20 protein-coding genes are annotated in these 14604 nt (G+C 31.3%); 1 reads left to right on the plus strand and 19 read right to left on the minus strand.

All coding sequences use genetic code 11. The features are described 5' to 3' along the window. Positions 1-106: 106 nt before the first annotated feature. The 10 genes from BN2390_RS14315 to BN2390_RS21745 all read right to left on the minus strand — a co-directional run bounded on the left by BN2390_RS14315 (position 107) and on the right by BN2390_RS21745 (position 7720). Positions 107-355, minus strand: a complete 249-nt coding sequence (locus BN2390_RS14315; protein ID WP_053985006.1) for a hypothetical protein — start codon at positions 353-355, stop codon at positions 107-109. Next, a complete protein-coding gene (locus BN2390_RS14320; protein WP_053985007.1) occupies positions 352-1872 on the minus strand; it encodes a minor capsid protein in 1521 nt (506 codons plus the stop codon). Before BN2390_RS14320 ends, BN2390_RS14315 begins: the two co-directional genes overlap by 4 nt. Next, entirely contained in the window at positions 1859-3247 is a 1389-nt protein-coding gene (locus BN2390_RS14325; RefSeq protein WP_053985008.1) for a phage portal protein, read from the minus strand. The genes BN2390_RS14320 and BN2390_RS14325 overlap by 14 nt, the downstream gene beginning before the upstream one ends. Positions 3248-3259: 12 nt before the next feature. Beyond that, complete coding sequence (locus BN2390_RS21450; protein WP_082238798.1) at positions 3260-4540, minus strand: PBSX family phage terminase large subunit; 1281 nt, start codon at positions 4538-4540, stop codon at positions 3260-3262. After that, positions 4518-4913: a terminase small subunit gene (locus tag BN2390_RS14335; protein WP_082238799.1), complete on the minus strand. Its 396-nt coding sequence runs from the start codon at positions 4911-4913 to the stop codon at positions 4518-4520. Before BN2390_RS14335 ends, BN2390_RS21450 begins: the two co-directional genes overlap by 23 nt. Further along, a complete protein-coding gene (locus tag BN2390_RS14340; protein ID WP_053985009.1) occupies positions 4906-5142 on the minus strand; it encodes a hypothetical protein in 237 nt (78 codons plus the stop codon). Before BN2390_RS14340 ends, BN2390_RS14335 begins: the two co-directional genes overlap by 8 nt. 44 nt (positions 5143-5186) lie before the next feature. Beyond that, positions 5187-5624: a hypothetical protein gene (locus tag BN2390_RS14345; protein WP_053985010.1), complete on the minus strand. Its 438-nt coding sequence runs from the start codon at positions 5622-5624 to the stop codon at positions 5187-5189. 135 nt (positions 5625-5759) lie between these two features. Then, complete coding sequence (locus BN2390_RS14350; protein WP_053985011.1) at positions 5760-6515, minus strand: DNA adenine methylase; 756 nt, start codon at positions 6513-6515, stop codon at positions 5760-5762. A gap of 282 nt (positions 6516-6797) precedes the next feature. Next, positions 6798-7250 (minus strand): hypothetical protein, encoded by a 453-nt coding sequence (locus tag BN2390_RS14355; RefSeq protein WP_053985012.1) that lies wholly within the window; start codon positions 7248-7250, stop codon positions 6798-6800. A gap of 329 nt (positions 7251-7579) precedes the next feature. Next, the gene (locus tag BN2390_RS21745) at positions 7580-7720 is read right to left on the minus strand and encodes a hypothetical protein (RefSeq protein WP_154668833.1); all 141 of its coding nucleotides are present in this window, start codon (positions 7718-7720) and stop codon (positions 7580-7582) included. Positions 7721-8025: 305 nt separating this feature from the next. Here BN2390_RS21745 and BN2390_RS14360 point away from each other — a divergent pair, with 305 nt between their 5' ends. Continuing rightward, positions 8026-8490 carry a hypothetical protein gene (locus tag BN2390_RS14360; RefSeq protein WP_053985013.1) on the plus strand — a complete coding sequence of 155 codons (465 nt, stop codon included), beginning with the start codon at positions 8026-8028 and terminating at the stop codon, positions 8488-8490. Positions 8491-9057: 567 nt separating this feature from the next. Here the strand turns inward: BN2390_RS14360 and BN2390_RS14370 are convergent. The 9 genes from BN2390_RS14370 to BN2390_RS21960 all read right to left on the minus strand — a co-directional run bounded on the left by BN2390_RS14370 (position 9058) and on the right by BN2390_RS21960 (position 14601). After that, entirely contained in the window at positions 9058-9285 is a 228-nt protein-coding gene (locus tag BN2390_RS14370; RefSeq protein WP_053985015.1) for a hypothetical protein, read from the minus strand. A gap of 476 nt (positions 9286-9761) precedes the next feature. After that, on the minus strand, positions 9762-10295 hold the full coding sequence (locus BN2390_RS14380) for a hypothetical protein (RefSeq protein ID WP_053985017.1): 534 nt from the start codon (positions 10293-10295) through the stop codon (positions 9762-9764). A gap of 34 nt (positions 10296-10329) precedes the next feature. Continuing rightward, complete coding sequence (locus tag BN2390_RS14385; protein WP_053985018.1) at positions 10330-11028, minus strand: ADP-ribosyltransferase; 699 nt, start codon at positions 11026-11028, stop codon at positions 10330-10332. A gap of 104 nt (positions 11029-11132) precedes the next feature. Continuing rightward, positions 11133-11870, minus strand: a complete 738-nt coding sequence (locus tag BN2390_RS14390; RefSeq protein WP_053985019.1) for a hypothetical protein — start codon at positions 11868-11870, stop codon at positions 11133-11135. 22 nt (positions 11871-11892) lie between these two features. Next, a complete protein-coding gene (locus BN2390_RS14395; RefSeq protein ID WP_053985020.1) occupies positions 11893-12279 on the minus strand; it encodes a hypothetical protein in 387 nt (128 codons plus the stop codon). After that, positions 12276-12773, minus strand: a complete 498-nt coding sequence (locus tag BN2390_RS14400; protein WP_053985021.1) for a hypothetical protein — start codon at positions 12771-12773, stop codon at positions 12276-12278. Before BN2390_RS14400 ends, BN2390_RS14395 begins: the two co-directional genes overlap by 4 nt. After that, positions 12770-13009 (minus strand): hypothetical protein, encoded by a 240-nt coding sequence (locus BN2390_RS14405; protein ID WP_053985022.1) that lies wholly within the window; start codon positions 13007-13009, stop codon positions 12770-12772. Before BN2390_RS14405 ends, BN2390_RS14400 begins: the two co-directional genes overlap by 4 nt. Positions 13010-13052: 43 nt before the next feature. Continuing rightward, a complete protein-coding gene (locus tag BN2390_RS14410; RefSeq protein ID WP_242847680.1) occupies positions 13053-13901 on the minus strand; it encodes an ATP-binding protein in 849 nt (282 codons plus the stop codon). Next, positions 13819-14601: a hypothetical protein gene (locus tag BN2390_RS21960; protein ID WP_053985024.1), complete on the minus strand. Its 783-nt coding sequence runs from the start codon at positions 14599-14601 to the stop codon at positions 13819-13821. Before BN2390_RS21960 ends, BN2390_RS14410 begins: the two co-directional genes overlap by 83 nt. Between the last annotated feature and the right edge of the window lie 3 nt (positions 14602-14604).

A 14604-nucleotide genomic window follows, 5' to 3' on the forward strand; every position in this document is an offset into this window, starting at 1 on the left:
ATTTAAGCCCTCTATGAAGTTCATTATGTATTTTTACTTGAAACAGTTTAATGCCTTATTTCAGGGCATAAAAATAGCACCTACTCATTTTCTAAGTAAGGTGCTACTACATATTCAATATTTTATTATATACTTCTTCCACCCTTGTTTTAAGTTCTTCATCATTCAATAAATCTTCTTCATCTTCTTTATATGGATCATAGTCTGCACATATTTCTGGCATTTCATCTAACAAAAGAAGTAGATTCTCATCTTCTAACTCAAGCATTTCATTTGGAAAATCATAAGAGAAGTCATTACAATTATAATTTCCATCTATTAAATCTTTCATCATTTTTAATAGTTTTTCTTTCATAATGTTTCCCATCCTTCCTTTGGTTTGTTCCTAGTTACTATTGACACTATTTCCTTAGTATCTTTATTTTGTATAACAGCTATATCATTATAAAACTTAACTACTCTTTCATCTCCATCTAAATAGTTAGCTTTTCCACCAAGCACACTTAATAAATCCTCCTTGGTAAATAACTTTTTGCCTTTTCCTGTTTTTTGCCCTAAAAATCTATTAAGTGAGTGATCTGTAAATTCATATCCAGCATTTCTAAAATCATAATAGGTATCTCTCATTTTCTGCCTATACGTATCTGAATAGGATTCCTTGTTTTTAATTTTAGCTATAGTTTCAAATTCTCTCTTCTTTTGTTCCCATCTATTATCATCAGTATACTTTAAGTTTTGGAACTCATCAAGAGACCGAGGAACTTCTTTACCAAGCAATTCCTTATAGTTTTCATACTGTTTCTTATCAGCATGTCTATTTTGATGTTTCTTCTCTGCTAACAGCTCATTCGGATTACTCTTAACATATTTATCATACCATTCATGATAGGTCATATCCTCTGGTACATAGTATACTTTGCCTTCATAATTTCTAGCTATACGTTTACCATAGGATTCTTCATCCTCAAAATATGGGACTGTCGTACTTCTGCATCTACAATGTAATGGGGGATAGTTTAGCCACACAACCTTCTCGCTGAGATTAAATGTCTTCCCATCCATATCCCTGCAAATTTGTGAGGTTCGTGTATCTAGTGTTGCTAAGTATTCATACTTTTCAACACCTGTCTCTTCATATCCTTTAAAGGTGGCTTCTCCTGCTATGTATGCGTGTTCTGTTTGAATAATATTAGCTGCTCTACTGTAACCTACTCCCATCCTCTTATCAAATGTCTTGATTACCTTGTCTATACGATCTCCACGTATAAAAGCTTGGGATAATGCTGTCTCGAGCTCGCCAAGTAATAAATCTTTATTAGTCCAAACTGTACTGCTAAAGTGACCCCATTTCCATGGTTTTGATACAATCTTTTTTACTGCATCTTCATTGAATAGGGCAAAATTGGTACCTATTCCAGTGCCCTTCTGAATTTCATAGACTGTTTGATAATATGTATCAGCAAAAGTATCTGTTAGCAATGCTCCTAATTCAGTATTAAGGTCACTATACAATGTTTCTAATTGTGCTCTTATTTGCAGCTCTAAGGCTTTTAATCTACTTACCCTACTCTTACTATACATACTTTCTATTTGGTTTATAAACTCTTCATCCAGCGCCATTTTTCGATACTCTTCAAGTGACACTTCCCACTTTTCTTTTTCAGCATTTGATAATAACTTTCTAGCTGTCGCCATATTTACACCTTCAGCATTAGCATACCTGATATAAAAGGCTTCTAAATCCCTTTGTATGCTTGCCATAGCTTTCTTGTACTGAAACTCTAAGGATTCTATATATTCATCTGCCTTTTTATTTTGAGTATCTGCTATATTTTCAAGACGTTTCTTCCAGTAGTCACTACTCTTGGCCATCTATATCACCTTCTTTCTCTGGATACGGAACGCCTTTTTGAATCTTTTTCCCTTCTTCTTTCTTGATCTTTTCCATCTCAACTTTAGGATCTGGAACAATATCACTAAGTAATGTTAATCTTGTCTCATGTGAAACATCTTGAGATAGGTTATTAAACATTTCTACAAGTTCTTTATTATTTTTAGGGACATTACGTGTAAATACAGGTTCAATCACAGTGTAATCATAAGTTGGCAAATTCTTATTAATAACTTGATTTTTAAATGATAAAGTATTAGCAATAAGCTCATTTCTTCTTGCTAATCCCATTCTAAAAGATTGCTCTTTAAAGCCTGTTAAAGTCTCAAGGCCTAATAACTTATACTTCATAGCTTCACCAGACACATTGCCTGCGAAGTTTTCATCTGTCATAGGTGGGACCATCGAGAACTTATGAATATCTCTATCTAAACGATTCTTATAATTCTCTGTGGCTGTATCATTAATATTCTTAATAAGCCATTCGGCCTTACTACCGTTCTCTTGAAAGATTAACATTCTATTTTCTTTCATATCAACATCTTCATTATCATTAGAATCTACTGGGCCCTCTGTACCATAAAACGCCAGATAAGCATCTGTAAAATATTCGAAATCATTAGCTGTATCCGATTGAGCTTGGTCATAAGAATTAATAAGATGTATAACCTTCTCAAAATCACCAATACCTTCTTCATTGTTTTCATAGATAGATACTGGTACATCATTAAAATTATGTACAACTGGATCCCTTTCAACCTGTAAGTCCTCTTTTTCATCCTCTTTAATGTAGTATGAAATATTCGTTTGACTATACACTTCGATATGTAGCTTGTCTTTACCTGTAATAAAATCTTTTAAGTTATAGTACCTAATCGCATAGAGTGGTGCTTCTTCAAGTGTACTATCTACAATATAAATAACTTCATAAGGTCTAATTGCTTTATAGCGTGTTTTCTTATTTGTATCTGTATATAGCAACTCAAAACTATAACCAGCTATACTTGCATACTTAGCCAAGGTAGCATTATGTTTAGGCTCATCGTTATACTTATTGATACTCTGAAGTTCATCATAAAACTTTTGAGCCTGTTCATCTGCCTCTACAGTATAAGTAATAGGCTCCCCTACAAAATACCCTGTAGCTAAATTCGTAATATAGGCTGCATAGGAATGAGGTAATTTATTATTAGGCTTGTCACTATCTCTCATCTTACGATTTAAAATACTGTTATGATTCTCATAGTATTCAAATAGCTGTACAACCCTATTTTTCTCATTTTTATGACTTTCTATAAGACTCTCTATCAACTTAGGTGTCATTTGGGTACCTTTAGGTATTTTATATTTAAACAATATCGTAACCTCCTATAACCCTTTTGGTTTCTTCATAACTTTAACTTTATTACCCTTATTGAATAATAAAGCAATTTCACTACAACAATCTGGTGCATCATCATGTTCATTCTCTTTAAAGTTCGCTAGGAACATTGACATAGCTCCATAAAAACTCTTCCATCTTGTATCCCAATCTATTGGAAATAATAAGTTATTCATAACCCACATATCTTGGCTTAAAATCTTACTTTCTTTGTTTACTGATTGATGAAAGGAATCAATATTACAAGCATAATTAAAATCTTCTCTTAAGATTCTTTTTATGTTTCTGCAAATTACATCACCTGCTCCATTACTTTCTATCCTTGCATACCTTACTTGATTTTCTGATAACATCTTAGCTATTTTAGGCTCCGCTACAGCTGATGTTGCATCTGAGTAATAAACATCTAATACATAAGCTTGTTTTTTATATACACCATATACAATGGCACAAAAATAATCACTTCCTTTATCCTTAAAGTCTATTTGACAACATATCTTTTCAAACTTATTAGGCTTTACAATCTCAGTTCCTGGACCATATATCGTAAACTTTGTATATAATAGACCTTCACTTATTCCCCACTCACCTAGTCCTTCAACCCTGTATCTTCTAGGAGAGTCTTTTTTCATTTGCTCAAAAAGCTTTAAATCATCTTCTCCTAACCACTCGTTACACATATAGTTCGTTGTTATAGCTAATATATTTTCATTTTTCACATCAAAAAAACGCTTCTTTAACCAATGTTCTTCACTCCAAGGATTAAAAGTAAGCGTTATTTGTTTAAAATATCCATCCGGTAATTTACCACGAATAGACATATCTACTTTATTAAATGCATCTTCATCTACTATTTGATAAGCTTCTTCAAACCATGCCCAACATAAATAGCCATGTTCTACAGTAATAGATGTGATACTCATTGGATCATCTAATCCTCTAAACAATATTTTTTGCCCAGTAGGCAAATATGTAGCTTCAAGTGGCGACTTACTAAAATGCCATAGATGAGATACACTCAGGTTATATGTTGCCCATTTAAGTTGTGTCCATGTAGAATCTTTATGCGTATTAAATACCTTTCTTACCACAAGTGTATTTGCTAATGGATATTTCATCATATTGTATATAATGTTTTGAGCTGTTGTAGTAGATTTCTTTGAACCTCTTGAACCTTTACATACCCTATAACGCCCTTTAAAATTCCAAAATGATTTATATCCCTTACCTATTTTTTCAGGTAAACTAATCCTCAAGCTCTTGCTCATCACAGAACACCACCTGTTGCTGTACATTTGCCTCTACTTTGTCAGTCCACATTCTATATCTCTTTCCTAAAAGCTCTGCACACTTTGTTCTATCTTGAAGCGAAGCCTCCATATCAAATTGATCTTTTTCTTCTCCACGCATTACTTTAGTTAGATATTGTAATACTTCTTGTGGCCCAGCAATCCTATCAGACTCAATTTGCTTTCTTCGCTCTTCTAAATATAACTTTATGCTATCATTTGCTATCAGCCTTGAAGCATTAGCCCTTGCTCCTTTTTCATTGTATCCTGCTTTAATATAAGCCTCTGTAGCGTTCCCCAGTTCCAAATAATAATCACAAAAGGCCTTCTGTCTATCAGTTATTTTACTCACTGTTATCACCTGCCTTAAGTATTTCTATAAGTGATTTAAGTAAATTCACTTTACCATATGCTGTTGCCACTACATCATTCTTCTTTCCCTTGGCTCTACCATAATGTAAAACGTACTTAGTAACTGGACCATTATCTCCATAAAATTGTTCTTGATCTATAAGTGGCATTATACCTTTTGCATTTAATACCTTAGATACTTTACCTATTAACTTTTGTACATTAGCCATAATACCACCCCTTTCTTAAAATAAAAAAGAGCCTTATTTGGCTCTTATAATTGATTATCTTCACTTAATAATTCTTCTATTGCAATTTTAAGTTCTATGTATCTATTGGTTTTTCCCTTTATATCTTGGTGTATTTTATCAGTATCTTTTGTAAGTCTATGTATTGAAATAAGCATTACTACTCCTACAATACTAATTAAAACCATCCTTATTACTACATTATTAGTAACTTCCCAACCAATTATTGTTATCCAAGTAGACATTATCATAGTCATGAATACAAGAAAAACATTAAATGGATCTAGTTTATTTATATTGAGCATTCTATGTTCTAATACAACTTTAAGTCTACTTAAATATGTCCTATCCATTTCCTTCAGTGTAACTTTTAATTGTTCAATTCTTATATTAGTAATTTCCTTATTGTCTTCAATTAATTTATCAATTTCCTTATTATAATCTGTTTTTTCTATTCCTATCATTCCTATTCTCCTTAAACATTTATTAATTAGAGTATAGGATAAACATCAACAATTGTAAATCAATTAAATTATCCATTACCTAGCTTTTATAACAATATACATAATCTTTATATTAATTATCTATTATGCCTTAATCTAATAATTTGTTATAATCAATTCACCGTATTCTTTTCTAGCCTTTTGCTCTTTAGATACTGAATAGGCTACCTTTACTTCTTCTATATTAAAATTCTTATACCACTCTCTTACTTGAGTATGGTCATTGATTGTCACCATAAATTTACCTTTTATCTGAGATAATGTATCTCTTAACAAAAGATGCTCTTGCTCTCCAAACTCATTCTCATAACCTGCAGTTTCAAAATAAGGTGGATCACAAAAGAAAAAGCTATGGGACCTATCATATCTTTTGATAATATCCTCAAAGCTTTTATTTTCTACATATGTATTTCTCAAGCGTTCTTTTATCTCTCCTAATACACCTTGATAAAATATTTGTGGTGAGGGGGCCTTATTGGTACCATAACCATATGTCTCTCCCTTACCTGCAAAACTTTGTGAAATAAGGTATAAAAAACGCACTGCTCTTTGAATATCTGTAAGATACTCAAGTGTACAGTGCTTATATTCTTCAAACATATCTCTACCCGAGAACTCATATTGAAGCATTCTTTCAATCTCTGGTGCATGGTATTTGATCATACGGAACATGTTTATAAGTTCTTTATCTATGTCATTGATTACTTCAACCTTACTGGGGTCTTTACCAAAATACACCCATCCAGCTCCAAAGAACGGTTCTACATAGCAAGTATGTTCAGGTATTCTCTCTAAGATTATTTTTCTTAATTTTGATTTTCCACCCATACGTGGAATTGGTGGTTTTAACATTTTTTATTTCCTCCATAAACAGATTTATTTGGGTTAATACACAATGTACACACCTGTTTAGTGAAAATAAAAAAGCATCATAGACCACAAAATTCTGCGGGCGATGATGCTTGTCCTTCAACTTATGAAAGACCGATCTACCATTTATATAAAACACTAGCTATTCATTACACAATATGCATAAAATACAATTAACACTTAAATCCTCAACTAGTCTTTTACTTAATATCATTATACTACTTTATCATAATATTGGGTTATTATAATCTTAATTTTATCTTATTATTTAATTAAGCTTTTGAAGTAGGTTCTCAATATATTCTTCTTTACAAAACATAAATGTTGTGAGGTTCTATCTAATTCTATAGATAAATCTATAAGTGTTACTCCTTCAATATAAAAACCCTTTATTAACCTTCTATCCCTATCAGATAGCATTTCTAATATATTATCTATCTTCTTAATTAGGCGCCTACACTCTAATAGCCTAAAATACTTTTCATCTAAGTCTTGCGTACGTCCCATTAATGTATCTTCTATTAGGCTGGTTGCACATCGTGCTGTACTTCTCCCTGGTATAGGATTATTACTTTTATTCCCTCCTGCATATACTTCTGTAGCTCCTGAGCCATAACTAGGTCTATAACCTTCCAAATCAATTTCAAGGTTATCAACTTCTACTTTTAATAACTTATATGATTTTAATTTTTCTTCTATCAGTCTAATATCTTGCAAAATATCCCTCCTAAAAGAAATTTTAACCTAATCTTTTTAAAATGATATTGATTTTCATTTTCTTTTATGTTATTATTATTTTGACATGATTAATACATATTGTTTCAACATTTCCCTCCCGATTTGGGAAGCACTAGCTCAAGTTAGTGCTTATTTTTTTTGCCCAGTTAAAGTTAATTTTTATGTAATACATATATTTAACGTATTTGACCATAATAATTACTATATTTCACATTTACTGCTGAATGATTTACTAGAGTAGCCTTGAGTTGTCGACTCCCTCATAGCTACTCTATACATATCAAAATCAATTTTTATTGAACTATACATTATATCTTTAATAAACATATAATTGCTAAAATTACATTTGCTTTTGATAACCAGGGCCATGATGCCTTATCATTTTCCAGTGCCCATAATTGATAGTTCATTAAAGCTACCCAGAACATAATTGTTATTAATCTATCCATCTTCTTACACCTCCAAAAACATTTTTATCAAACACTTCTATTGAATAGTAAAAAGTTATACTTTATAATAATTATCAGATAGGTTTTACACTCCTAAATGTCTACCTATCTTAATTAAATACCCCTGGCGATTATAAAATTAAGATCCACCTCCCGTGGCATGTTATTATATCTATCTGCCAAGGGGTATTTTTTTGTTCAAGAACAAATTCTATTTATCGTACCCCCTATCTAACTAGTTTTTACATATTTTTTCTAGTATTGCTAATCCTTATAATAAAAGACTATCTGATATGAGGTGTATTATGAAAAAATATTCTTTTACTAAATTTATCTTAATTATAGTTGTTCTTTCTGTTCCCTTATATTTAACGGCTTCTACACTCAATACCACTAAAGACTTAAATAATTTTTATGAAGAGATTGTTAATATTCAAACTCAACTTAATGGAATTTCTCAATCACTATATATCGCTGATCAAGAAGGAGAATCTTCAACATCACTGCTGCAAAGTTTATCTGTCTATAACGCAAAAATAAAAAACCTTAATTCACAAATATTTAATTATGTAGCAAATAATGATATTTCTTCTATTAATAAAATTCGTTTAAAGACTCTTATTATAGCTATTGAATTACTTAATAACTTGAATCTTACCTTAAATGAACTTTCGATAAATAAAGATTATGAAATGGAATATAAATTATTGAAATCTTTCTTTGCTACTGATGAATTATTAACTCAAAGTCTATCAGCATTCCCTCTCTAATTAACTTGCATAAGAAATGTATCTATTTTTTATGCAAGTTTTGTTTAACCCACCTAGATGAATTTAAAAAACTATTTTATTAAACCGAACATAAAAATTTATTTGATGACATAACTTAATATGTTTTACTACATTTTCTCAATAAATTAATAATTTTCATTTATACTTAAAAATAGTTTTTTCACATTGCTAAGAGGTGCTGGATATTTATCTAGTACCTCTTTCTCATATCTAGAAAATATACCTTTAAGCACAAAGAACTATTTTATTATTTTGTTATCTGCTTACTTAAATTATTAATAAAACTTTGGATAGGAGATAAAAATGTATCTTTTTTTAACACAATTAGCATATCTTACTGCTCCTTTTTTAGTATTCATATTTATCTTTAGCCTCTTATCAGCAATCAAAGGGGTTATTACTAATGCCGAATCAAAAAGTATTAAGTCCAATGGAATACTAGCTGCAATTTCATTACTAATACTACTCTCTCCACTCTTCTATATTTTTAGTTGTTTTTAATAAGTACAGGTATCTTACTACTTGTACTTATTTTTTATAGAAGAATTATTTTATTAACTCAAAATGCTCTTCAAATGTCTCTTTCTGTATCTCCAACCACCATAGTTCTTCATCTTTATTTATAAGTCTTACCTCACCACCAATAAGCCTCCACTCATCTTCATCTATAATCCATATAGAACCTTCTTTTATTTCATTGTACTCACCTTCTACAGTAAGCCCATCGCCATCGCATACTTCACAAAACCATGATTTCTTACATCTATATTCCATTTCTTCACCTTCTTAAATAAATTATTTTATTAATTGAACTTATTTCATTTTATTTGTTATACTCTAGTTAACGATCAGATTTTTTATAAGGAGATTCTTAAAATGAGGAGAAATTTAATTATATTTATACCTGCTATTATTTCAATTATTATAAACATCCTTTGTATCATGGGGAAAGTAGATACTCTTATAGTAATTGTGGCTGGATATTGTGTCCTATTTGCGACGACCATAAACATGATTTTAGGGTCTTATCTACAAAAAAAACAGCAAGTTAAGAATACACGTTATGCAGAAATGAATTCATCTAGAAAAAATAAACACCAAATTTTAATGATATGTATAATGAGCATCTTTTTTATAACCCTGCTAATAGCTTTTTCTTAAATAGTAATACTATAGCCTTATAAATAGCTAAAAGTTTAATCTCTCACTTTATAAAACTTATATTTGTTTTGTACTATAAAATTCAAAATTTACATTATTCTTTTCTTTATTTCTGTTCCATTCGGTCTACGTGCGATAAAGTAAACTTTACTGAGCTTAATATTTGTATATTCTTCAGGAATGTTAATACTAATTTTGTATTCACAAGTTGTTTTTGCCTGCAGGTTTAATATTGTAAGCTTATCCATAATAACAGCTCCACTAGATACTTTTCTTGTAGATACATCATATGCAACAATATCTAGTTTTTCACCATTTTCAAAAATACACTGAGTGCGAACGTTTCTAAACGTTTTGTTCTCTTGAAATGTATTTGTAATATCCATACATGCTTCAATTCTTGTATCATTTAACTTATCTTGATATTTTTCATATCTTTCGTCACTCTCATAAACATAGTAATAACACCCATATTCATCATGTATGCCATACTCTCTTTTAGTAACACTTGGATATATCTTTACTTTTCCAATTCGCTTAAACATCTCAGCTAACGCAAATCCTATTAATACGCCAAATATCCCTTCATATTGTGACAATAGCTCCATAAATTCACTCTTCATATGTATACTCCTTTTTTAATAAAAAACTATTTCATTATTCTGTATATACCATTTCACATACTATAATTCTTTTCTTTTGTAATAGAATCTTTCTATTTGATATAACTCTAAGTTTTGTATTCCTTTCAAACAGTATTTCTTGCTCTCTATCCCTATTACTTATAAAGTCAAGATATAGTGCATGAACTCCACTAGGAATAAAAATCTGCATAACAGTATCATAGTTATGCTCTAGTAATAACATTTCCTTTACTAGTCCACATCCCATAAATCCTTGATCAATAATAATATCACCTTTCTTGATCCTCTTTTTCCCCTGTGATTTTTTCAAATCTTTATACGCCAATGTCCTATAAGCTATAATATCTTCCTGAATTGAATGTATTTTAATTTCACTATCCATAATCGCGATCATCTCCCTTAGAGTATCGCTACTAAATCCTATATTACTGTAACCATATCTACATAGCTCATTAATAGCTAGGCCATAATTACCACCGCAATAATATGAAAACGTCTTATAAATTAAAGATTGTTGCTTAATCTTATCTGTGTAATCCTCACCTTTTTCTTCTTTTAAAAGCAAACAATCTATATCCCTGATATCATAGCATCTATAAAACTTCTGTCCTAATTGAAAGTCTTGCAACCAATCATTATAATATTTTCTTCCAAAATCTTTAGCCTCAGCAATAGAATTAAACTGTCTATATTGTTTATAAAGTTTTTTCATAAATTTCTCCGATTTATTTATTTTAATCTAAGTAAATTTATTATATCAATATATTTATAAAAAGACATTACCACTTATATCGCAGGGGCTATAAGCCCCTTTTATTATGCTAGAATATGTACACCCTTAATTTCTGAAAGTTCACTTTTAAGATATTCTTTAATCTTTAAGATTGCTTCATTTTTCCAAGCTCCACCATCTGCTTCATACAACGCTGCACTTGGACCACTCTTCATTCTAAACACAAACTTACTTAATGGTTGCTCTACTTCACTAAATGTTCTATATGGAGCTAACTGTACTGGATTTGGTACTACTACCTCTTGAACTGTTGCTATCCCTGTTTTGATTGTCGCTGCTTGACTTACCCCATCATCTCCAACTTCTTTTATAGCTTCCTCTCTCACTAACCCAGTAACTTGTAACAGCATCTTTTTGTAATCAATACACTGCTCACCTACTTCTACTGGGCGATTAACAAACCCTGCTTGCATCATAATGTTAAATCTCTCTGTATCTAAAAATGTATCAAACCTAAGATTATCTGGTGTAATCGCTGTTGCCTCTAAGTAGTGCTCTCTGTTTCTATCTCCATTAAGTGGTGACATCACTTTTACTTTTGTAGGTGTTTTAACATTAATAACTACTGGACCTAGGTTATCAATATTTTCTTTAATGTAATCTACTACTGCAGTCAATGTATGTACTTCTACTGCATCTGCAACTGGCTCTACAATTCTTGCTAAACGCTCTGGTGTATATTGTCCACCATTCTTTGCTTCAATCACTACATGCTCTTTACCTAAACCTACTAAATATTCCACCGTTTCTCTATTCATCATTTTATTTTCCTCCTAAGAATTATTATTTTACTAATTGTAATCCTGGTTCTAATTGTTCTTCTCTACTGTCAATTACTTCACCAGTATCTGTATTAACTTTTATAGCTTGTTGACCTGGTATTTGTTTCTTAAATTCCGTGCCAAGAATCTCACCGTCTAAATCCCTATCAATAAGAATCTTGGTACCTACAGAACTTCTTGGTGCTAATGAAACTTTTGTATCAATCGTAACTTCTGTCAAATCTCTATCTTCTTTTGTTTCAAAGGTAAGATTGATAATTAACTTTCTTTTCTTTTTCCAATCAGTATTAGGATCAGCAATATTCTCCATTACCTCTTTTAGGGCTTGATTAAATCTTTCTTGTACTGCTCCCCCTGCTAAATTATCTAGCTTTAACATTTGTTTCATTTTCGATATTCTCCTTTCAAATACATGTCATGGTAAGTTACAGCTACTGCCATTGCAGCCCATATATCTGCTTTAAATCCATAAAAGAAATCTGGCTCCTTCTTTGTCCCCTTACCATTTTTCAAATCATATTTCGCAAATCTATCTATCAATGCTTGTCTTATATTAGCATCTTTAGCTTTCATACTATTGCAAAGTGTAATCTTCTCATCTTTTCTAAAGATATATGTATAGGGTATGTCTAAATCATCAAGCACTTGCACTATACGTCCTATCATTACGCAAGTATCAAATACTTCCTTTCCTACAGCCATGCCATAGCAAGATACCATTTCAATAGCAGCATGAAGTTGTTCGCCATAAATCTCTGCAGATTCATAAATCTTTTCAAGTAGCTTACCATTTTCTACTTTTCCCTTATCATTAACAACTAGATTATCATATGTAAGGACATAGGCTGATTGAATATTGCCTGGATCAATTGCAAGTATCATCCTAGCATCCTCCTCCAAAACGGCTGTTTTGTTCCCAACTTTTCTTTCAATGCTTCATTTTTTACTTTTAAGTCTCTTATTGCTCCATCCAATGCAAAGGCTATGTCTTTGTATAACATTGCTGTGTGTCGATACTCTTCGCGCTCTGCCTGTAATCGTTTAATCTTTTTAGCCTGCTCCTTCACCTTTTGTCTATTGCTTAAGTTCTTTGGTGTTGTTTTCTTTCGTTTATTCATGTTAATCCTCCATCAGCTCTTTACTCTAATATATCTTTGGCTTTTAACTTATTAATTGTTTAAAACATCTTTGATTGTCTGCTGCCTTTTTAATTCTTCTTGAAGTGCCTATTACTTCAAGTGGTTGACAAGCCTCTACAATCCTATCAAAACTTCTTGCTACTCCATCTGAGCCTGTAAGCTTCTCCTTAAGCTGTTGTACATTTAAATTTGTTGTAATAATCATAGGTTTTTTAGCACGTATTCTAGCATCAAGTATGGAGTAAATAATTTGTTTTTCCTTTCCACTCCTGCCACTATGCTCTGCACCTAAGTCATCTAAAATCAATAAACTTGCTTCCTGTATGAGATTAATAATTTCTAATTCACCTAACTCACCATTTCTCCCATAACCTTCATAAATTTTATTGATGATATTGATACTACTTGTTGCAATAACAGGTACAAACTGATCTATTAAGTAGTTTGCAATGCAAAAACTTAAATATGATTTTCCTGTGCCCGGTACGCCATGCAATAACATTCCTTGATTTTTTTCTTTAGCTTGTTTCCAGTTCTCACAGTATTTTAGTCCTATATTGTAAAGCCACTCACTTTCTTTTGTGTGTTCCCATTTCTCAAAGGTGCACTTTTTAAATCCCTCATCCATCAATGAGCATACTTTTAACTTCTCAATTTTACGCAAGCGTTCTTGGTTTGCTTCATTTGCTAATTTTTTCTTATATGCTGTTGCTCTACATTTACAGTTTGCTGAAATCTTTCTAGGCGCCCCATTAAAAGTAATAATGTGCTCCATGGGTGTTCCACAATTACTGCAGATCTTGCATTGTAAGTCCAAGCCCGCTGTATGGGTCATTACTTTCTGTTGTATGAGTTTTGCTATTTCCTCCATTATCATTCACTCCTTCATGATAATTTTCATCTAGATAGTCTACATATCCACTATTAAAGAACGTGCTACCATTTTGTGGTTTTCTCCACATTTCTTTTTGAAGTCCTAACTCATAACGTTCTATGCAACGTATCAGTTGTTCATATCCATACTGCTCTATAAGCTTAGGAATTTTTTTAATAGCTGTAGCTTTACCTTTCTTAAGTGGGTATCTAGCCCAAACAGTGTCAACTTGTTGCACTATATATTTTTTTATCTCTAATTTATCCTTACCTAACCTATCCTTACCTGTGTATCCCGCAGGTATGACACTTGGTATGACATTTGGTATGACATTTTGTGTACTTTCTTTTTGCTCTAGCCTAATATAGCTATTATTCTCATCAATATCTAATGCTGATTTTTCATCTAAATAAATAGTCTCTGTATATCTATCACTACGAATATAATTATGTATTTTCCAGTGTTTGATAACACATACTCCACTTTCAAACGGAAAGATAAACTGTTTGGCCATTAATATTTTAAAATCATCATCTGAGCATCCAACCATTCTCAAAATTTTTTTAGGAGATGATATAAAACCATCATCATCTGCCCTAGTGCAAAATTCTAAATATAAATATCTAGCAGTTAATGGCATATCTAAAAACATATCTGTATCTGTTATTTTTAAGCTTATCATTCTCCTTTGAGCCATATT

The organism is Niameybacter massiliensis (assembly GCF_001282685.1).
GTDB classification, from domain to species: domain Bacteria; phylum Bacillota; class Clostridia; order Lachnospirales; family Cellulosilyticaceae; genus Holtiella; species Holtiella tumoricola.

Excerpts from the sequence above, each read along its gene's own strand:
- BN2390_RS14315 (WP_053985006.1), bottom strand. The coding sequence starts at position 355 with ATGAAAGAAAAACTATTAAAAATGATGAAAGATTTAATAGATGGAAAT.
- BN2390_RS14320 (WP_053985007.1), bottom strand. The coding sequence starts at position 1,872 with ATGGCCAAGAGTAGTGACTACTGGAAGAAACGTCTTGAAAATATAGCA.
- BN2390_RS21450 (WP_082238798.1), bottom strand. The coding sequence starts at position 4,540 with ATGAGCAAGAGCTTGAGGATTAGTTTACCTGAAAAAATAGGTAAGGGA.
- BN2390_RS14340 (WP_053985009.1), bottom strand. The coding sequence starts at position 5,142 with ATGGCTAATGTACAAAAGTTAATAGGTAAAGTATCTAAGGTATTAAAT.
- BN2390_RS14345 (WP_053985010.1), bottom strand. The coding sequence starts at position 5,624 with ATGATAGGAATAGAAAAAACAGATTATAATAAGGAAATTGATAAATTA.
- BN2390_RS14350 (WP_053985011.1), bottom strand. The coding sequence starts at position 6,515 with ATGTTAAAACCACCAATTCCACGTATGGGTGGAAAATCAAAATTAAGA.
- BN2390_RS21745 (WP_154668833.1), bottom strand. The coding sequence starts at position 7,720 with ATGGATAGATTAATAACAATTATGTTCTGGGTAGCTTTAATGAACTAT.
- BN2390_RS14360 (WP_053985013.1), top strand. The coding sequence starts at position 8,026 with ATGAAAAAATATTCTTTTACTAAATTTATCTTAATTATAGTTGTTCTT.
- BN2390_RS14370 (WP_053985015.1), bottom strand. The coding sequence starts at position 9,285 with ATGGAATATAGATGTAAGAAATCATGGTTTTGTGAAGTATGCGATGGC.
- BN2390_RS14380 (WP_053985017.1), bottom strand. The coding sequence starts at position 10,295 with ATGAAGAGTGAATTTATGGAGCTATTGTCACAATATGAAGGGATATTT.
- BN2390_RS14385 (WP_053985018.1), bottom strand. The coding sequence starts at position 11,028 with ATGAAAAAACTTTATAAACAATATAGACAGTTTAATTCTATTGCTGAG.
- BN2390_RS14390 (WP_053985019.1), bottom strand. The coding sequence starts at position 11,870 with ATGATGAATAGAGAAACGGTGGAATATTTAGTAGGTTTAGGTAAAGAG.
- BN2390_RS14395 (WP_053985020.1), bottom strand. The coding sequence starts at position 12,279 with ATGAAACAAATGTTAAAGCTAGATAATTTAGCAGGGGGAGCAGTACAA.
- BN2390_RS14400 (WP_053985021.1), bottom strand. The coding sequence starts at position 12,773 with ATGATACTTGCAATTGATCCAGGCAATATTCAATCAGCCTATGTCCTT.
- BN2390_RS14405 (WP_053985022.1), bottom strand. The coding sequence starts at position 13,009 with ATGAATAAACGAAAGAAAACAACACCAAAGAACTTAAGCAATAGACAA.
- BN2390_RS14410 (WP_242847680.1), bottom strand. The coding sequence starts at position 13,901 with ATGGAGGAAATAGCAAAACTCATACAACAGAAAGTAATGACCCATACA.
- BN2390_RS21960 (WP_053985024.1), bottom strand. The coding sequence starts at position 14,601 with ATGGCTCAAAGGAGAATGATAAGCTTAAAAATAACAGATACAGATATG.